General features: G+C 61.8%; 17 protein-coding genes. 12 read left to right on the forward strand and 5 right to left on the reverse strand.

The annotated features are described in order from the left end of the window. Position 1 precedes the first annotated feature (1 nt). The 3 genes from ABIA96_RS20790 to ABIA96_RS20800 all read right to left on the reverse strand — a co-directional run bounded on the left by ABIA96_RS20790 (position 2) and on the right by ABIA96_RS20800 (position 3,724). A complete protein-coding gene (locus tag ABIA96_RS20790) occupies positions 2 to 895 on the reverse strand; it encodes a branched-chain amino acid ABC transporter permease (protein ID WP_354138907.1) in 894 nt (297 codons plus the stop codon). Between the two features lie 79 nt (positions 896 to 974). Continuing rightward, complete coding sequence (locus ABIA96_RS20795) at positions 975 to 2,906, reverse strand: long-chain fatty acid--CoA ligase (RefSeq protein ID WP_354138908.1); 1,932 nt, start codon at positions 2,904 to 2,906, stop codon at positions 975 to 977. Then, positions 2,903 to 3,724 (reverse strand): ABC transporter ATP-binding protein, encoded by an 822-nt coding sequence (locus tag ABIA96_RS20800; RefSeq protein ID WP_354138909.1) that lies wholly within the window; start codon positions 3,722 to 3,724, stop codon positions 2,903 to 2,905. The genes ABIA96_RS20795 and ABIA96_RS20800 overlap by 4 nt, the downstream gene beginning before the upstream one ends. Before the next feature lie 337 nt (positions 3,725 to 4,061). Between ABIA96_RS20800 and ABIA96_RS20805 the strand changes: the two genes are divergently transcribed. Then, positions 4,062 to 4,736: a Crp/Fnr family transcriptional regulator gene (locus ABIA96_RS20805; protein ID WP_354138910.1), complete on the forward strand. Its 675-nt coding sequence runs from the start codon at positions 4,062 to 4,064 to the stop codon at positions 4,734 to 4,736. A 22-nt stretch (positions 4,737 to 4,758) separates the two neighbouring features. Here ABIA96_RS20805 and ABIA96_RS20810 read toward each other — a convergent pair whose 3' ends face one another. Together ABIA96_RS20810 and ABIA96_RS20815 are read right to left on the reverse strand one after the other, a co-directional pair. Further along, the gene (locus ABIA96_RS20810) at positions 4,759 to 6,021 is read right to left on the reverse strand and encodes an MFS transporter (RefSeq protein ID WP_354138911.1); all 1,263 of its coding nucleotides are present in this window, start codon (positions 6,019 to 6,021) and stop codon (positions 4,759 to 4,761) included. 123 nt (positions 6,022 to 6,144) lie between these two features. Next, entirely contained in the window at positions 6,145 to 6,987 is an 843-nt protein-coding gene (locus tag ABIA96_RS20815; RefSeq protein ID WP_354138912.1) for a uroporphyrinogen-III synthase, read from the reverse strand. Between the two features lie 146 nt (positions 6,988 to 7,133). Here ABIA96_RS20815 and purU point away from each other — a divergent pair, with 146 nt between their 5' ends. The 11 genes from purU (at position 7,134) to ABIA96_RS20870 (ending at position 18,046) form a co-directional block, all read left to right on the forward strand. Continuing rightward, positions 7,134 to 7,997: a formyltetrahydrofolate deformylase gene (purU, locus tag ABIA96_RS20820; protein ID WP_354138913.1), complete on the forward strand. Its 864-nt coding sequence runs from the start codon at positions 7,134 to 7,136 to the stop codon at positions 7,995 to 7,997. Between the two features lie 65 nt (positions 7,998 to 8,062). Continuing rightward, positions 8,063 to 9,334, forward strand: a complete 1,272-nt coding sequence (locus tag ABIA96_RS20825) for a hypothetical protein (RefSeq protein WP_354138914.1) — start codon at positions 8,063 to 8,065, stop codon at positions 9,332 to 9,334. Positions 9,335 to 9,829: 495 nt separating this feature from the next. After that, the gene (locus tag ABIA96_RS20830; RefSeq protein WP_354138915.1) at positions 9,830 to 10,195 is read left to right on the forward strand and encodes a hypothetical protein; all 366 of its coding nucleotides are present in this window, start codon (positions 9,830 to 9,832) and stop codon (positions 10,193 to 10,195) included. A 58-nt stretch (positions 10,196 to 10,253) separates the two neighbouring features. After that, the gene (gene rfbF / locus ABIA96_RS20835; protein ID WP_354138916.1) at positions 10,254 to 11,024 is read left to right on the forward strand and encodes a glucose-1-phosphate cytidylyltransferase; all 771 of its coding nucleotides are present in this window, start codon (positions 10,254 to 10,256) and stop codon (positions 11,022 to 11,024) included. Further along, positions 11,025 to 12,113 carry a CDP-glucose 4,6-dehydratase gene (rfbG, locus tag ABIA96_RS20840; protein ID WP_354138917.1) on the forward strand — a complete coding sequence of 363 codons (1,089 nt, stop codon included), beginning with the start codon at positions 11,025 to 11,027 and terminating at the stop codon, positions 12,111 to 12,113. Further along, positions 12,110 to 12,667 (forward strand): dTDP-4-dehydrorhamnose 3,5-epimerase, encoded by a 558-nt coding sequence (rfbC, locus tag ABIA96_RS20845; protein ID WP_354138918.1) that lies wholly within the window; start codon positions 12,110 to 12,112, stop codon positions 12,665 to 12,667. Before rfbG ends, rfbC begins: the two co-directional genes overlap by 4 nt. Further along, a complete protein-coding gene (locus ABIA96_RS20850) occupies positions 12,667 to 13,890 on the forward strand; it encodes a methyltransferase domain-containing protein (protein WP_354138919.1) in 1,224 nt (407 codons plus the stop codon). The genes rfbC and ABIA96_RS20850 overlap by 1 nt, the downstream gene beginning before the upstream one ends. A gap of 43 nt (positions 13,891 to 13,933) precedes the next feature. Continuing rightward, positions 13,934 to 14,761 carry an NAD-dependent epimerase/dehydratase family protein gene (locus ABIA96_RS20855; protein ID WP_354138920.1) on the forward strand — a complete coding sequence of 276 codons (828 nt, stop codon included), beginning with the start codon at positions 13,934 to 13,936 and terminating at the stop codon, positions 14,759 to 14,761. Positions 14,762 to 14,995: 234 nt separating this feature from the next. Next, a complete protein-coding gene (locus ABIA96_RS20860) occupies positions 14,996 to 16,006 on the forward strand; it encodes a glycosyltransferase family 2 protein (RefSeq protein ID WP_354138921.1) in 1,011 nt (336 codons plus the stop codon). A gap of 44 nt (positions 16,007 to 16,050) precedes the next feature. After that, on the forward strand, positions 16,051 to 16,965 hold the full coding sequence (locus ABIA96_RS20865; protein ID WP_354138922.1) for a glycosyltransferase family 2 protein: 915 nt from the start codon (positions 16,051 to 16,053) through the stop codon (positions 16,963 to 16,965). A gap of 141 nt (positions 16,966 to 17,106) precedes the next feature. Continuing rightward, a protein-coding gene (locus ABIA96_RS20870; RefSeq protein WP_502918839.1) for an IS630 family transposase occupies positions 17,107 to 18,046 on the forward strand; the annotation gives its coding sequence in 2 pieces (ribosomal slippage) (positions 17,107 to 17,442 and positions 17,444 to 18,046; 939 coding nt in all). The last annotated feature ends 1 nt before the right edge of the window (position 18,047 follow it).

Raw genomic sequence — 18,047 nt, forward strand, 5'->3', positions numbered from 1 at the left:
ATCAGATCCGCTCGATGTCGTGAGTGCCGAACAGGCCGTAAGGCTTGATCATCAGCACGATGATGAGGACGTAGAACGGCGCGATCTCGTAGAGATTGCCCCAATGCAGATACTCGCTGTCGACATATTGCGCGATGTTCTCGAGCAGTCCGATGATGATGCCGCCGAGCACCGCGCCGCCGATGGAATCAAGTCCGCCGAGGATCGCCGCCGGGAATACTTTGATGCCGTAGGCGGCAAGGCCAGAAGATACGCCGTTGACCACGGCGACAACCACGCCCGCGACCGCCGAGACGGTGGCCGAGATCGCCCAGGCCATCGCAAACACGCTCTTTACGGAAATGCCGAGCGACTGCGCCACTTGCTGGTTGAACGCGGTGGCGCGCATCGCGAGGCCGTATTTCGAGGCGCGGAAGAACCAGGCCATGCCGATCATCATCGCGACGGAGACCACGAGGCTCATCAGATAGACGGTCTGAATCTGGAGCCCGAACAGGCCGACGGACTGGCTCTCGAACACGCGCGGGAACGGCTGCGGGTTGACGCCGAACATCCATTTCAAGGTGGCCTGCAGCACGGTGGAGAGGCCGATCGTCACCATGATCACCGAGATGATGGGCTCGCCGATCATCGGCCGCAGGATCAGAACCTGGATCGCGATTCCGAATACGAACATGAACACCAGCGTCATCGGCATGCCGATCCAGAACGGCACCTGGTATTTCGCAAGCAGGGTCCAGCACACCCAGGCGCCGACCAACAGCAATTCACCCTGCGCGAAATTGACGACCTGGGTCGCCTTGTAGATCAGCACGAACGACATCGCGACCACGCCATAGAGCGTGCCGACCACGAGGCCGTTGACCAGAAGCTGGATGAGGAAGGCGGTATTCATGTGATGCTATCCTTCGCCTCTCCCCGCCGCGCGGGAAGCGGTGGATCGATTGGTGGTGCGCTCTGGATCGGACGCGAATTCACTCCGCGGCCTCCGCCAGGGGACCATGTCCACCAAGATCCACCACGCGCAGGGTCGTCCGCACCCTCTGCGTGGTGCCGTCCTGAAATCGGATCACGGTGTCGACGGGGATGTCGGCGATGCCGCGATAGATGGCGTCGATGATGCCTTCGTATTTCTCGTTGATGACACCACGGCGCACCTTCCTCGTGCGGGTGAGCTCGCCGTCGTCGGCGTCGAGCTCCTTGTAGAGCAGCAAAAAGCGCGAGATGCGCTGTGCGGGCGGCAGCGTGGCGTTGACGGTCTCGACCTCCTTCTGAAGCAGCGCATAGACCTCGGGGCGCGAGGCGAGATCGCTGTAGGTCGTGAAGGAGAGCCGGTTCTTCTCCGCCCATTTCGAGATGATGGAGTAGCGGATGCAGATCATCGCCGCGAGCGCGTCGCGGCCGGCCCCTAACACCACGGTCTCGGCGATATAGGGCGAGAACTTCAGCTTGTTCTCGATGAACTGCGGCGAGAAGCGCTCGCCGCGCGAGGTCTCGGCGAGATCCTTGATGCGGTCGATGACGACGAGTTGCTTATTGTCGTTGAAGTAGCCGGCGTCGCCCGACAGCATCCAGCCGTCCCTGATGTCGGCGACGCTGGCCTCCGGGTTCTTGTAATAGCCGAGGAACATGTTGGGGTGCCGCACCACGATCTCGCCGACGCCATGGACGTCGGCATTGTCGATGCGGATCTCGACGCTGTCGGCCATCGGGATGCCCGTGGTGTCAGGGTCGACCTTGCCCTCGGGATGCAGCGTGTAGGCTCCCAGCAGCTCGGTCTGGCCGTAGAGCGTGCGCAGCGGCACGCCCATGGCCTGGAAGAACTTGAAGGTATCGGGACCGAGCGCCGCGCCGCCGGTGGCGGCCGAGCGCAGGCGGGTGAAACCGAGCCGGTCGCGCAGCGCGCGGAACAGGATGGCGTCGGCGTAGCCCGAGCGCTTGCCTTGCTCGAGCGCGGCGAGACCGGTCTTCATGCCGACGTCGAACAGGCGCTGCTTGAACGGCGTCGCGTCCATCACCTTGGCACGGACGTCGGCGGCGATGGATTCCCAGACGCGGGGTGCGAACAGGACGAACGTCGGCGCAATCTCGCGCAGATCATTCATCATCGTATCCGGCTCTTCGACGAAGTTGATCTTCATCCGGCACAAGAGGCCTTTGCCGAGCACATAGACCTGCTCCATGATCCACGGCAGCGGCAACACCGAGACATATTCGTCGTCGGGTCCCTTCGGATCGAAGGCGAGGTAGGTCGCGCAATGGCCGAGCACGCGGCCGGCGGCCAGCATCGCCAGCTTTGGATGCGAGGTGGTGCCCGACGTGGTGCAGAGGATGGCGACGTCTTCGCCCTTGGTGGCATCTACGAGGCGGTCGTAGAGCTCCGGCTCGCGGATAGCGCGGGCACGCCCGAGCCCGGCGAATTTCTCCGCCGACATCAGCCTGGGATCGTCATATTTTCGCATGCCGCGCGGATCGGAGTAAATGATGTGCTTCAGCCGCGGTACGCGCTCGGCCAGCGCCAGCAGCTTGTCGACCTGCTCCTCGTCCTCGGCGAAGACGAGCTGCGCCTCGCCGTAGTTCAGGAGATAGGAGGCTTCTTCGTCGAGCACATCGCGATAGAGCCCGAGGCTCAATCCACCGATCGCATGCGCCGCGACTTCAGCCGCGACCCAGTCCGGCCGGTTGTCGCCGATGATGCCGATGACGTCGCCACGGCCCAAGCCGAGTTCGATCAAGCCGAGCGCGAAGTCGCGCACCCGCGTATTGTAGTCATTCCAGCTGAACGGTCGCCAAAGCCCGAGATCTTTTTCGCGCAGCGCGATCTCGTTGCCGTGCTCCCTGGCATTGAGCCGGAGCATCTTCGGATGGGTGTCGGCTTGGGCGACGCGGCCTGCATAATCCATCATGCCGCGCTCTCCTGCGCGGGCAACGCATCGTCGGGATCGGCCAGAGTCTCGTCTTCTTCACCCAAATAGGCGCGCCTGACGTGGGGATCGGCGAGGACCGCGGCTGGATCGCCCTCGGCGATCTTGCGGCCGAAATCCAGCACCATGACGCGGTGGGAGATGTCCATCACCACGCCCATGTCGTGCTCGATCATCACCACCGTCATCCCGAACTCCTCGTTGAGGTCGACGATGTAGCGGGCCATGTCCTCCTTCTCCTCGAAATTCATGCCGGCCATCGGCTCGTCGAGGAGGATGAGGCGCGGCTCCAGCGCCATGGCACGGGCGAGCTCGACGCGCTTGCGCAGGCCGTAGGAGAGGGTGCCGGCTTGCGCTTTTCGCACAGACTGGAGGTCGAGGAAGTCGATGATCTCCTCGACCTTGCGGCGGTGCTCGAGCTCTTCCTTGCGCGCGCCGGTGAGCCAGTACAGCGAGCCCGTGAGGAAATTGTTCTTCAGGAGGTGATGGCGCCCGACCATGATGTTGTCGAGCACGCTCATGTGGTGGAACAGCGCGAGGTTCTGGAAGGTGCGCCCGATGCCGAGCATGGGACGCGCATTCGGCGTCAGGCCCGTGATGTCGCGGCCCTGGTAGAACAGCTGGCCTTCGGTCGGCTTATAGCGGCCGGAAATACAATTCACGATCGAGGTCTTGCCGGCCCCGTTGGGGCCGATGATCGAGAACAGCTCGCCCTCCCTGATGGCGAAGCTGACATCGGTCAGCGCGCGAACGCCGCCGAACCGCAAGGACACGCCGCGCACTTCGAGACTGGTAGCCACCAAACAAATCCCTCCCGGTGATGGCGCGTTCAGTGGCGCTCTTCGTCCGTTCCTCTCGGGCAATCCTAGTACGGTCGTGCCGGTGAGGCCATGCAGCACATGGTCCCGACCGCAGCCGCGGCGCTTTCGTACCCGTTTGGGATCAAAAGCCGCACCGCCCAAGGTGGCTCTCAATAGGGGAAAGCGCTATTTTGAAATGTCTCCCGCCTGACAATTCTGCGACAAAGTTTTTGGGACGGCAGCGGTTTACATCTTTCGTCGGATGGTGGCCGGAACGATCGTGCTGCAGTGCAACAGAAGGATGGAGTGACGAAACGGTGCGGCTGGCCTCTCGATCATGATTTCAGAGGATCAACTGAAGCGCATCGCCGCCTGGTCGCGCGAGCTCACGCGCGCGGAGATCGAGGTCGCCCGTGCCGGGATCAATGAGCGATCCTACGGCACCGGCGAGACAGTCTTCATGCGCGGCGACAAGTTTGACTATTGGGCCGGCATGGTGAGCGGCCTTGCCCGCATGGGCGGGGTCTCGCGCGACGGCAAGGAGACCAGCCTTGCGGGCCTCACGGCGGGCGCCTGGTTCGGCGAGGGCAGCGTGCTCAAGAACGAGCCGCGCCGTTACGACGTGGTCGCGCTGCGCGACAGCCGCGTCGCGTTGATGGAGTGCTCCGCCTTCATGTGGCTGTTCGAGAACAGCGTCGGCTTCAACCGCTTCCTGGTGCGCCAGCTCAACGAGCGGCTTGCCCAATTCATCGGCATGCTCGAGGTCAATCGCACGCTTGATGCCACCTCTCGGCTTGCCCGAAGCATTGCCTCGCTGTTCAACCCGATCCTCTACCCGGAATCGACTGCGCATCTGGAGATCACACAGGAGGAGATCGGCGCGCTCTCCGGCATGTCGCGCCAGAACGCCAACCGCGCGCTGAACCGGCTGGAGAAGGAGGGGCTGCTGCGTCTGGAGTACGGCGGCGTCACCATCCTCGATATCGATCGGCTACGCGGATATGGCGATTAAGGCGCGACGGGCGCCGGTCCCGTCAGCCCGCATTGGCCGGGGCGTGCGCCGGCCACAGATCGTCGCGCCAGCGCACCGCGATGGCCAGCATCGCGATGATCCCCGCGATCGCATAGACCGAGCCCATTGCGGAAAAGCCGATCAGGTCGATCAGGCTGCCCGCCGCAAGCAAGCCGATCGGCAGGCCATAGATCACCATCATGCGCACGCCCATGACACGGCCGCGCAGATGTGCGCTTGCCGTGCGCATCAGGATCACGGCCGCTGAAATCATCGACATGCTCTGGGCGATGCCGGCGAGCACGAGGCAGGCCATGGCGACTGGCATGGTCCTGATCTCAACGAACACCAGCAGCATAGCGTACCAGGCTAGCGTCGCGCCGATCAGGAGTCGTGCGATGCGGACCCCGCTGACGAGGCTCAGTGTGATGGAGCCCATCAGCGAGCCCACGGCAAAGCTCGCAGAGAGATAGCCGAGACCGGTCTGGTCGGTGTGGAAGATGTCGCGCGCGACAAAAGGCAGCAATCCGTTGGTGATTGGAAAGGCGGTGAGGTTGGCCAGGAAAGCGACGCAAAGCGCGGCGCGCATGCCCGGGCCCTTCCAGGCGTAGACGATGCCTTCCTTCAGATCGCCCAGCAGTCGCGAGACCGCGTGGCTGTCTGCGGGGAGGTCCGTCGTCGTGACCGACTTTTCCGGCCGGCTCAGGCAGAACATCAGAATCGCTGCGAAGAGATAGAAGCTGGCGATCGCGGCATAGACGAGACCGATGCCGAGGAGGGCGAACAAGCCTGCACCGGTCAACGCACCGGCAATGCGCGCGCTATCCTGCGTCGTGCGCGCGAGGCTGATGGCGCCGACCAACTGTCCGGCCGGCATGATGTCGGCAAGCAGTGCCCCCCGGACGCCGAGATCGGACGGGCGGATCAGGCCCATGATTGCAACGATGATCATGACGTTGAGCGGCGCGAGATGGTGGGTTAGCGCCAGCACCATGATGGTCGAGGCGAGCACGGTGTAGGTGAGGCGCATTACGACCAGGAGGTCGCGGTGACCGATGCGGTCCCCGACCATCCCGAGCACGGGCGCAATCAATGTCCCGACATATTGCAGCGAGGCCATGACGGTCAGCAGCAGCACCGAGCCGGTTTCGACCATGATGTACCAGCCGAGCACAAGCGTCTCGACTTCGAACGCCCATGAGGTGAGAAGGTCGGACGGCCACTGGAAGCGGTAGTTGCGGATGCGGAATGGCGCGAGCGCCGAAGGCCGCGCGGCTGCGCTCACGACGCGATGACGCGTGTCACGGCGATTCCCTGTCCTTGTTGTTTCTTCTTGCTGTTCGGCAACGTAGCGCTGATGATCCGCGTGTCAATCACAGCTGCCGCGGGCCGCCCCTGCGCCGGGCTCTTACCTCGCTGCTGCTCTCGGCTTCCGCTCTGCGAGCGCTGCAGCCATCGCCGAGATCAGCGGCCGCATGAAATAGGCTTCGTCGGCCGGTGATACGTCGGTGCGCAGGCCGTGTGTGGCGAGCTCACCTGAGACCGCAGGTCCCACCGAGGCGATCAACGTGCGCTCGAATCCTGCGCGCAGCTTCGCCTCACTGCCATGGGCCTTGGCGGCCTCGATCAGCCGGCGGACCTGGCCGAGATTGGTGAACGCGATGGAATCGATCCGTCCCTCCGCCATGTCGTCGATGGCGGTGACGATATGGGCGTCCGCCGCCTTGGAATCGTAGACGTAAGGCAACACCGTATCGACCTCGGCACCTTGCGCGGCCAACGCACCGGTCAGCGCGCTGTGATCCTTATCCGGATAAAGCTGCAGCCCCAGGCGGCGTCCCCTGAGGTCGAGCTTGCCCAGCAACGCGATCACACCCTCGGTGGTCGGCTTCTCCGTGGTCTGCTGGGCCTCGAGCCCGCTCTCGCGTAACGCCCTGCCGGGCTTCGGGCCGCGCGTGAACTTTCGCGATTTGGCGAGTGCCGCGACAAAGGCCTGGTCGAGGCCGCGTGCGCGCGCGAGCTTCATGATCCGTCGCAGGCCTTCACCGGTCATCAGCACGAGGTCGTCAAACGGCTTGTCGATGGCGCGGCGGATCCAGGCCTCGACCGGGGCGGGGTCCGGCGCGTCCTGGATGGTGAACATCGGGCACTGCACGACCTCGGCGCCCTGCTCGGTGAGCAGCTTGGAAAATTGCGCTTCCTCGCGCGTCTCCAGGATCAGGATGCGGGTGCCGTTTAAACGGTCGGCCATGGGCGTGCTCCAGTGAGCTTCGTTTATTTTGACACCGTCGTCGGGGTTGGCGCAAGGGTCGCGTCGGTGCTAGAGCAGGATGCAAATTGCAGGTCGTTCCGCGGCCGTCGCACAAACCTTCATCAAGAGCCATCTCATCAAGAGCCATGCCCGATCATCAATATGTTCTGACCTTGTCCTGTCCGGATCGCCCCGGTATCGTCTCGGCGGTCTCGACCTTCCTGGCCCATAACGGACAGAACATTCTCGACGCTCAGCAGTTCGACGACGTCGAGACCAAGAAATTCTTCATGCGCGTCGTGTTCACTGCGGCCGATCTTGCCGTGGAGCTGTCTGCGCTCCAGACTGGCTTCGCCGCGATCGCGGAGCGTTTCGGCATGGAGTGGCAGATGCGCGACCGCGCCGCGCATCGCAAGGTGATGCTGCTGGTGTCGAAGTCCGACCATTGCCTGGTCGACATCCTCTATCGCTGGCGCACCGGCGAATTGCCGATGACGTTGGTCGCGATCGTCTCCAACCATCCGCGCGAGGCCTATGCCGGGCTCGATTTCGGCGGCATCCCGTTCTGCTATTTGCCGGTCACCAGGGAAACCAAGAGCGAGCAGGAGGCACAGATCCTTGATCTCGTCGCCAAGACCGGGACCGATCTCGTGGTGCTCGCCCGCTACATGCAGATCCTATCGGATAACCTATCGGCCAAGCTCTCCGGCCGATGCATCAACATCCATCACTCGTTCCTGCCGGGCTTCAAGGGCGCAAAGCCCTATCACCAGGCTTATGAGCGCGGTGTGAAGCTGATCGGCGCGACCGCCCATTACGTTACTCGCGACCTCGACGAGGGTCCCATCATCGATCAGGACGTCGAGCGCATCAGCCATCGCGACACGCCGGAAGATCTCGTCCGCAAGGGTCGCGACATTGAGCGCCGCGTGCTGGCGCGGGCGATCCGTTATCATCTGGACGACCGTGTAATCCTCAACGGCCGCAAGACGGTCGTGTTCGTGGACTGAAGATCTTGCAGCAGAAACATGCCAACGCCTTGCCGGCTTCCAGCTCCGTGAACGGAGCTTGGTCGATGCGTCCGATCCTGACGGTCCTGATCGCGCTTTCGATTGCCGTTTTCTGCGCCTCCGCCGTAAGCGTCTCGAAGCTTTATCCCGGATATCACATCGCCTACGACGCCCATGCGCTAACACCGGCGTTAGTGACGGTCGCGCTGTTTGCGCCCGTCTTTCTAGTTTTCGTTGTCGCCGAGTTTAGTCTTGGCTACTTCGTAGGTTTCTATTTCTGCTCTATGGTGCTCGGCTATCTGTGGCTGACATTCTTCTCGCTTCGCACTTATGACCACGAGACCGCGCGGCTTTCCGCCGTCATATCGATGATTGTCTTTCTCCTGCCTGCGCTGTTCGTGCGCTCGCCTCTGCCGGAGATGGGAAAGCTGTCGGTCAAAACGTTCGATCGCCTGCTTCTGGTCGTCTTCCTGGTTTGCGCGGCGACCGTCGCCGTCGGGGCAGCCTACAATTTCAGGTTCGTGTCGCCTGACGACGCGTCTACGCTGCGGACCGACGCGCTTCCGACATACGTCAATTATCTGGTCGGCATCACCTCGGGCTCGCTGCTGCCGTTCCTGTTCGCGTACTGCGTGGCGCGGAAGGCGTTCTGGCGGGCTGGTGCGGTCGTGCTGCTGATGCTTCTCTATTATCCGGTCGCTGTCAGCAAGATGGCTTTTTTTGCGCCCGCCTGGTTAATCGTCCTGGCCGTGCTCGCAAGGTTTCTCGAAACGAGGGTGGTGGTTGTACTGTCGTTGTTGTTGCCAATCATGGCTGGAGTGCTGCTGTTCACCTTCTTTGATGGCAATGGTCCAGTCATTCGCTTTGCAGCGGCCTACCACGTCATCGTGAACTTCCGCTTGCTTGCGGTCCCATCGCTCGCGCTCGACCTCTACAACGAGTTTTTCGCCAGCCACGAGCTCACCCATTTCTGTCAGATCAAAGTGCTGAAGTTGTTGATCGGCTGCTCTTATCAAGATCAGTTGGGTGTCGTGATGCTGAAATACTTCCCTGGAGGCGGTACCTACAACGCCTCTCTGTTCGCGACCGAAGGAATTGCCTCGGTGGGCGTGCTATATGCGCCGATCACGGTCTTCTTTTGCGGCGTGGTGATTGCTTTCGGAAATCGGGCTTCTGCCGGTCTGCCGCCGTCTCTCGTCCTGGTATCTGGAGCAATGCTCTTGCAGAATCTGCTGAACGTTCCGCTCTCGACGGCCCTGCTGACGCATGGAGGAGCTTTGCTCTTCCTGCTTTGGTACCTGACGCCACGGGAGACGCCTTCGGCGGGCGCTGGGTAGTTCAACGCGGTAGGCTGGCGATCAGACCTGCTCCTTCGTGAGAGGGCTTGCCTTCAACCGGTGAAGCTCTGTTGGCGTCGAGTGCTGAATGCCTATGCTCGTCGTGGCAATCATGTTGTCGAACAGATTGTAGACCACGAATGTGTTGAGTAGCGCCAACATGGAACAGCCAGCGACGATGTGCGGACCATGCCCGATACAGGCATATAGAATGGAGATGAAGACTGCGAACGTCGTCAGGAACTGAGTCCATCCAAAGAATAACCATGATCGGCTGAAGAGGCTCGAAAAATTCTTCGAGACCTCCGGGATGCCCCGGTCCCGGCTTGCACCGTGCCTGGGTAGAAGCCGATGCGAGAACAACTGGTAGAATATTTCGACCGGGTGTTGGACCGCGCCCCGAAGCCGGTGTGGTCGATGCGATGGGCTTCTTGGCCGCGAATACCGCGGGCCCAGAGGCGACGATGGGTTTTCCTGATGAGCGGGCGCCGCTCGATGACGAAGCAGATCCTGGCACAGGGCTTACAGTCGTTGTCATTGATCGGCACGGCAGGGCGCATCGCGTCCGGGAATGAAAATCATCGTCCACGTTCCGGGCCGAGCGAGCACGAGAATCTTATCGTTGCGGACAATCGCAAGGTGAACTTCGGCAAGGCTGGCCCTGTCCACGGTCAATATCTGGAGAAATTCAGCTGGCTTCACCCCTGGAACTGGGACAATGACAGGCCCCCGCCGCCCAGATTCAGCATCAAAGCGCCAGGGTCATCCGCGCCCGCCAGAAGATTGAGGCCGGCCGTGACCAAAAAGTGGCTGGCGGGCGTGTGCATTGACGAGAACAATCGAATAATGCTCCGGTATTGACAATCCGCGCCGATTTGAATCACTACCAGCCCGATAGCGGAAGAACGGGATACCACTTGTGAAAGCCGTTATTCTAGCAGGCGGCCTTGGGACCAGAATTTCCGAGGAGACTTCCGTCAAACCGAAACCAATGGTCGAGATCGGCGGCCGCCCGATCCTGTGGCACATCCTGAAGCTGTATTCCGCCCATGGCGTGAACGATTTCGTGATCTGCTGCGGCTACAAGGGCTACGTGATCAAGGAGTATTTCGCGAATTACTTCCTTCATATGTCCGACGTCACGTTCGACATGACGCAGAACCAGATGGAAGTTCATCAGCGTAAAGCCGAGCCTTGGCGCGTCACGCTGATCGACACTGGCGAAGACACCATGACCGGAGGCCGGTTGAAGCGCGTCGCCGACCATCTCAGGGACGAAAATGCGTTTTGCTTTACCTATGGCGATGGTCTTAGCGACATCGATATCCGTCGCTCGATCGACTTCCATTTCCAGCACGGCAAGCTCGCGACGATTACCGCCGTCACTCCGCCTGGACGATACGGCGCGCTGCAGCGGTCGGGAGATCGTGTGACGGCTTTTGTAGAAAAGCCCCGCGGCGACGGCGGCGTGATCAATGGCGGCTTCTTCGTGCTGTCGCCCGCCTGTATCGATCTGGTGGCGAACGATCAGGTGTCCTGGGAGAACGAGCCTTTGACCGAACTCGCGACGCGCGGCGAGTTGATGGCTTATCAGCACCAGGGCTTCTGGCAGCCGATGGACACGCTTCGGGAAAAGAACATGCTGGAAGAGCTGTGGGCGAGCGGCAAGGCGCCGTGGAAGATCTGGTAGATGACCGGGCAGATTAATCCCGATCCTTCATTTTGGGCCGGCCGGCGCGTCCTGCTCACGGGACATACCGGGTTCAAAGGGGCTTGGCTCGCGCTTTGGCTGCACCGGCTCGGCGCCCGTGTGGTCGGCATCAGCTTGCCGCCGTCTACGACGCCGAGTCTCGCCGCACTCGCCGGTATCGAGGAGCTGATCGAAGGTCATTCAATCGACATCCGCGACGCCGAGCTGCTCGCGGAGCGAGTTCGTGCCGCCAAGCCCGAGGTGGTGTTGCACCTTGCGGCACAGGCGCTGGTCCGGACGAGCTATCGCGAGCCGTTGCAGACGTTTGCAACCAACGTTCAGGGCACCGCGAACCTGTTGGACGCCGTTCGTGCGACGAGTTCCGTTCGTGTGGTGGTCGCAATCACCACCGACAAGGTTTATCGCAACATCGAACACGTCTATCCCTATCGGGAGACGGATGTGCTGGGCGGGCACGATCCGTACAGCGCCAGCAAGGCTGCCGCCGAGATCGTTATCGCCAGTTATCGCGATGCCTATCTTGCCGGCGCAGGCGTGGCGCTGGCGTCGACCCGCGCAGGCAATGTGATCGGTGGTGGCGATTGGTCGGAGGACCGTCTGATCCCCGATGCGGTGCGCGCCTGGAGCACGAACAAGTCGCTGATCGTGCGGCGGCCGGATGCGTTCCGGCCTTGGCAGCACGTGCTGGAGCCTCTGGCGGGATATCTGCGGCTGGCCGAGCGCCTTTGGCTGAACCCAGAACTCGCGGGTCCCTATAATTTTGGTCCTGACACGTCCGAAGCGGCCAGCGTCCGCGACGTGGTGGAACTCGCGCGGCAAACCTACGGCAAGGGTGAGATGACGTGGGGAGGGGGCCAGGAAGGTCCTCATGAAGCCGGCTGGCTTGCGCTGGAGACGGCGAAGGTCAGGCATACGCTCGGCATTGCGCCGCGCTGGCAGCTTGGAACGTCGGTCGAACGAACGTTGACCTGGTATCGGCGCTGCGAGGAGGGGCAGGATGTGCGGAGCCTCTGCCTGCAGGACATCGCTGATTTTGCGGCTGTCGCTGTGCAAGGACCGTCCGCATGAGCCGCTTCGCCATCCTCGACACGCCGATAGTCGGTCTGAAGGTTGTCGAGCGCGGCCGACTTTCGGATGCGCGCGGCTTCCTGAGCCGGCTGTTCTGCGCCGAGGAGCTCCAAGCGGCGGGCTGGAGCCAAGCCATTGCCCAGATCAATCAGACCCTGACCCGCGCGCGCGGGGCGGTGCGCGGCCTGCACTTTCAGCACCCCCCGCACGCGGAAATGAAGCTCGTCAACTGCATCCGCGGCAAGGTATTCGACGTGGCGGTAGATTTGCGCCGAGGCTCGCCAACATTCCTCAAATGGCACGGTGTGGAATTGTCCGAGGACAATGGCCGTGCCCTGCTGATCCCGGAAGGGTTCGCGCACGGATTCCAGACGTTGATGCCGGACAGCGAACTGCTCTATTTTCACAATTGCGCCTATGCTCCGGCGAGCGAGGGCGCGATTCAGGTTGAGGACCCGCGCATCGGCATACCGTGGCCGCTGCCGTTGGCCGAGTTGTCAGAGCGTGATCGTCGGCATCCCTTGCTGCCGCTGTCGTTTGATGGAATAGCATGATGAATTGTCGGCACTGCGCTGCCAGGCTCAAGCTTGAACTAATCGACCTCGGCAGCTCGCCACCGTCGAATGCCTATCTCTCCGCCGAAGGCTTGCACGGGCCTGAAAAGACCTATCCCCTCAAGGTGATGATCTGCGAGCGATGCTGGCTTGCGCAGACGCTGGACTTCGCGCAGGCTGAAGAGTTGTTCTCGGCCGAATACGCCTATTTCAGCAGCTTCTCGACGACCTGGCTGCAGCATGCTGAGCGTTATGTCGCCGACATGGTCGAGCGATTCCATCTCGATCGCGACAGCCGCGTCGTGGAAGTGGCGTCGAATGACGGTTACCTGCTGCAATATGTCAAGGCGAGCGGGATTTCGTGCTTCGGTATTGAGCCGACAGCCTCGACTGCGCGCGCCGCGCGCGAAAAAGGAATCGAAACGCTGGAAACCTTTTTCGGTGCCGAGCTCGGTGTCAGTCTGGCCGTCGCCGGCAAGCAAGCTGACCTGATGGCTGCGAACAATGTTCTGGCCCACGTGCCTGACATCAACGACTTCCTGTCGGGCTTCACCAATCTGCTCAAGCCGGACGGCGTCGCGACGTTCGAGTTTCCGCATTTGCTTCGGCTGCTCGAGCAGAACCAGTTCGATACCATCTATCACGAGCACTTCTCCTATCTCTCGCTGACTGCGCTGGAGACGATCTTTCGCCACAACGGGCTCTCCGTGTTCGATGCCGAGGAGATATCGACCCATGGCGGGAGCCTTCGTGTCTTCACGCAGCGGGTAGCGTCGGGCGGACGTGTCGTGACCGATCATGTCGGTCGTCTCCTGGAGCGCGAGACCGCTGCCGGCCTGGCCTCGGCTGCGGGCTACGGCGGCTTCCAGTCGCGCTCGGAAAGGGTGAAGGATGATTTGCTCGCCTTCCTGATCGAGGCAAAGCGTCAGGGCAAACGCGTGGCCGCCTACGGCGCTGCGGCGAAGGGCAACACGCTTTTGAATTTCGCCGGCATTCGCCGCGACCTCATCGCCTACGTCGTTGATCTCAATCCGGCCAAGCAGGACAAATATATGCCTGGCAGCCGCATCCCAATCGTGGATGAGGCGCGACTGCTGGCCGACCGGCCCGAGTACGTGGTGATTCTGCCGTGGAACTTGAAATCTGAGGTGATGAGCCAGTTGCGGCAAGCGGGGTTCGTCGGTCGGTTCGTCACCGCGATTCCAGCGATCGAGATTGTTTGATCCGGCGCGCGGTGACCAGGCAGATCCTGCGAGAGGTGGGTCGATGAAGATTGCGGTTACCGGTGCGCGGGGATTTGTAGGCCGTCACGTACTGGCTGAGCTCGCGCATAGAGACGTTGATGTCGTGGCGAGCTACCGGCCCACCGGCGCCCCCAATGGTCCGGCAATGGCGAGACTGCAATGGGTGTCGCTCGATCTCGCCAATCCCCCGGAGGACTGTTTCACGGCCCTGCATCGTCCGGACGTCCTGTTGTATCTCGCCTGGGGCGGTTTGCCCAACTATCGGTCGGCGCATCATGTCGACGTCGAGATGCCGCGTCATTTCGCCTTTCTCGAGAACGCCGTGCGCAACGGGCTTCCGGCGCTCGTGGTCGCAGGAACCTGCCTCGAATACGGATTGCAGTCGGGAGCTCTTGCTCCGGGTGCCGATACCCGTCCGACCACGCCCTACGGAATCGCCAAGGACGCACTACGCCGAAGGCTGCAGGCTCTCCAGGCGGAGTGTTGCTTCAGTCTGACCTGGGCCCGGCTGTTCTACATGTACGGAGACGACCAGCCCGCAACGTCGCTGTGGCCGTCCCTGAAGGCCGCCGCGCTTGCGGGCCGCAGCGAGTTCCCGATGTCGGGCGGCGAGCAGCTGCGCGATTATCTCGCCGTCGAGGAGGTCGCGAGTCGCCTGGCGCGGCTTGCGCTCGCACCGGCCGATCGCGGTCCGGTCAATGTCTGTTCCGGGCAGCCCGTCTCGGTGCGAGAGTTCGTCGAGGGCAAAATAAGGCAGAACGGCTGGAGCATTAGGCCCAGCTATGGCGAACTGCCTTACACGGACTACGAGCCCATGGCGTTTTGGGGAGAGCAGTCAAGTTCCTGCTGATACACAAATTCCGGCGTTGTGCGAGGTGGCGTTGGCGGGACACGCTCTGATATGGTCAGCGCACTAACAGGATTCTGGCGGGCTCGCAAACTGCATGGCTGACCTTGTTGTACGGAAATCAGGCTGCCTGAGGGACGGCATAAGCCATAGCTGCGGAGGATTGCCGATCCATTCAGTGGCGTTCGGTCGTCTTGCCGCCGATCGTGATCTTGGGCAGCAGCCGCGGTGCCCGCCTTGATCAGATTCAGCGTTCTCTTGCCGGTCCGGAACGGGTGGCCATATGTCAAGGAATGCGTCGAAAGCATCCTGACGCAAACCTATCCGCATTTCGATCTGATCGTTCTGGACAACCAGAGCAATGACAACACGGTTGAATGGCTAAAGAGCCTGGATGACAAACGAATCCAGATTTTCACCTCATCCTCGTCGCTGCCGATCGTGGAGAGCTGGGCCAGGGCGAAGGATGTCTCAAAGCAGGAATTCATGACCCTCATCGGTCACGACGATCGGTTCGATCCGGACTTTCTGGGCAGGATCAAGGCGCTGATCGAGCGTCATCCGCGGAGCGCGCTGTACCAAACCGGCGCTCGGCTGATCAATTCGGAAGGCGATAAGATTCGCAGCTGCATCGCTGTGCCCGAGGTCGAGACGGCGGCTGAATATCTCGAGGCCCGCTTTACGTTCAACCGTGACACCTTCGGCACCGGTTTCGTGATGCGATCGGCGGACTACGATCGCGTCGGAGGCATACCGGGGTTCGAGAAGCTGTTCTTTGCGGATGATGCGTTGTGGCTGTCGCTGATCGGCGCGTCCAGCAAGGCGTGCGATCCAGGCGAGCTGTTTTCGGTCAGAGTCCATCCGAAGAGCGAGTCGGCCTCAATGCCGTCCGTATGGACCTCGATCGTCACCGGGCTCGGCCAGTTCTCGAATTTCCTTACAACCTTCGTGCAGACGAATGCGGCGGCCCGCAAGGTCTATCTGGTGCATGGGGCGGACTTCATGCTGACCTACCATCGCAATGCCTGCATCTTCGCCTTAGTCGAGGCTTCCGAGGCCGGACGGCGAATCGATAGTACGACGGTCGAGCGCATCGAGGCTGCTCTCGCGCAAACGGCGCCGTCGCGGGCCGGTCAGCTGTTCAAGTCGCCGAGGGTAGCCGCGGTCGCTGCGCTCAACGCGTCGCCGCTGCGCTTTGCGGTGCCGATGCTCTGGCATCTTTACACCCGTCGCAAGACGCGTTCTTAAATCCGTTGGCGAGCGAACCGGCCTACGGTCAGTCGACGAAAGCCATGATGTTTCCCCATTTCCGGAGCTGTAGGAAGTCCGTGGCGACAAGCTACTGCATAGTTGTGAGTTATCGGCCCAACGTGCTGCGGCTCTTGGATCTGTGCGGCAAGCTCGTCGCTGGGGGCGCCAAGGTCGTCCTCGTCGACAACACCGACGCGCCCGCTCTCGGCCGCGATGACCTGCCGGACGGCTGCACGCTCATCCCGCTTGGCTACAATTCCGGCATAGCGCACGCGCAGAATGTGGGCGTGCGCGCCGCGCTTGACCAGGGTGCTGGCGTCCTCCTGTTCTTCGACCAGGATTCCGAGATCGAGGCGGGATTGGTGGGCGGCTTGACGGCGGCCCTGGACGTCGGCGTTGCCGAGATCGTGTCACCACTCTGCATCGACGAGGCAACCGGAATACCGCTGCCGGCCGAGGACATCGGGCGGTACGGTTGGTCGACGCAGGTTCATTGCCCCGATGCGATCGACCGCTATCCCGTCGACATCGTGATTTCGTCGGGGATGGCGGCGACGCGGCTCGCATTTGAGAAGGTCGGCGCTTTCGACGAAGAATTCTTCATCGATTACGTCGACAGCGAGTGGTGCCTGCGCTGCCGCGCGAAGGGGGTATCAATCTACGTGGTGCCGAAGGTGGTGATGCGGCACAGCATCGGCAGTCGCCATGTCCAGATCGGTGTTCTCGGGATTTCCGTTCACGGACCGGAGCGCTGCTACTACCAGATCAGAAACTGCTTTCTTTTGTTTCGAAAGCCGCACGTTCCGTTCATGTTCTCGCTGAAGCAATTGTTGATCACGGTCGTTAGCAAGACGCTCCTGTTGCCCTTCGTTGAAGGCCGGCTGTCGTATGCGAAGGCGTATCTGCTGGCGGTCAGGGACGGACTCGCGGGGCGCACCGGGCCCGGGCCGGCCTGAGGGCAGCTAATTTCGCCAGCATGCCTTCGACCCGGCGCGGCAAGGCGCTAAAGCGGGATGGGGTTAGGTTGAATCGATTTAGGATTCCCAAATCAGTGTGTTTCTGATTCACCATGCTGGCTGGATTGGAGGCCAGCATGGATGGGCAAGCCTTATTCTCTAGATCTCCGTAAGCGTGTCGTGTCCGCGATCGAGGGCGGGATGTCGCGCAATCGGGCCGCCAAGCAGTTTGGGGTGGCGATCAGCACGGCCATCGGCTGGATGCAGCGGGTCGAGGAGACCGGCAGTGTTGAGCCTGGTCAGATGGGCGGTCACAAGCCGAAGGCGGTTTCGGGAGATCACGCAGTCTGGCTGTCGCAGCGGATCAAGGACGGCGATTTCACCATACGCGGTCTCGTTGCCGAGCTTGCCGGTCGTGGTCTGAAGGTCGACTACCACTCGGTGTGGGATTTCGTGCATGCCGAGAAGCTCAGCTTCAAAAAAAAGCGTGGCGGCTGGCGAACGCGATCGTCCCGACGTGGCGCGGCGGCGAGCCCAGTGGACAAAGTATCAAGGTCGCGTCGAAGCTGAGCGACTGGTCTTCATCGACGAGACCTGGACCAGGACCGACATGGCCCCGTTGCGGGGATGGGCCCCGCGCGGGAGCAGACTTCCCGCCAAGGTTCCGCACGGCCGCTGGAAGACCATGACCTTCCTGGCTGCCTTGCGCCATGATCGGATCGACGCGCCATGGTTCATCGAGGGGCCGATCGATGGCGTGAGCTTTCGCACTTATGTCGAGCAGGTTCTTCTGCCTGTCCTTCGACCCGGCGGTATCGTCGTCTTGGATAACCTCGGCAGCCACAAGAGCAAAGCAGTTCGCCAGCTCATCCGTTCGGTCGGCGCAAAGCTCTTCTTCCTGCCAAAATACTCGCCCGACCTGAACCCGATCGAACAGGTCTTTGCCAAGCTCAAGCATCTACTGCGAAAGGCAGCCGCGCGAACCGTCGATGCGGTCTGCGCCGCTATCGGCCTCGCACTCGATGCATTCACCTCCGAGGAATGCGCCAACTACCTCAAAAATTCAGGCTATCGAACTTAAT

Source organism: Bradyrhizobium sp. LB11.1, assembly GCF_040549385.1.
In the GTDB taxonomy this organism is placed as follows: domain Bacteria; phylum Pseudomonadota; class Alphaproteobacteria; order Rhizobiales; family Xanthobacteraceae; genus Bradyrhizobium.

Coding starts and splice junctions, on each gene's coding strand:
- ABIA96_RS20790 (WP_354138907.1), bottom strand. CDS start 895: ATGAATACCGCCTTCCTCATCCAGCTTCTGGTCAACGGCCTCGTGGTC.
- ABIA96_RS20795 (WP_354138908.1), bottom strand. CDS start 2,906: ATGATGGATTATGCAGGCCGCGTCGCCCAAGCCGACACCCATCCGAAG.
- ABIA96_RS20805 (WP_354138910.1), top strand. CDS start 4,062: ATGATTTCAGAGGATCAACTGAAGCGCATCGCCGCCTGGTCGCGCGAG.
- ABIA96_RS20815 (WP_354138912.1), bottom strand. CDS start 6,987: ATGGCCGACCGTTTAAACGGCACCCGCATCCTGATCCTGGAGACGCGC.
- purU (WP_354138913.1), top strand. CDS start 7,134: ATGCCCGATCATCAATATGTTCTGACCTTGTCCTGTCCGGATCGCCCC.
- ABIA96_RS20825 (WP_354138914.1), top strand. CDS start 8,063: ATGCGTCCGATCCTGACGGTCCTGATCGCGCTTTCGATTGCCGTTTTC.
- ABIA96_RS20830 (WP_354138915.1), top strand. CDS start 9,830: ATGACGAAGCAGATCCTGGCACAGGGCTTACAGTCGTTGTCATTGATC.
- rfbG (WP_354138917.1), top strand. CDS start 11,025: ATGACCGGGCAGATTAATCCCGATCCTTCATTTTGGGCCGGCCGGCGC.
- rfbC (WP_354138918.1), top strand. CDS start 12,110: ATGAGCCGCTTCGCCATCCTCGACACGCCGATAGTCGGTCTGAAGGTT.
- ABIA96_RS20850 (WP_354138919.1), top strand. CDS start 12,667: ATGAATTGTCGGCACTGCGCTGCCAGGCTCAAGCTTGAACTAATCGAC.
- ABIA96_RS20855 (WP_354138920.1), top strand. CDS start 13,934: ATGAAGATTGCGGTTACCGGTGCGCGGGGATTTGTAGGCCGTCACGTA.
- ABIA96_RS20865 (WP_354138922.1), top strand. CDS start 16,051: ATGATGTTTCCCCATTTCCGGAGCTGTAGGAAGTCCGTGGCGACAAGC.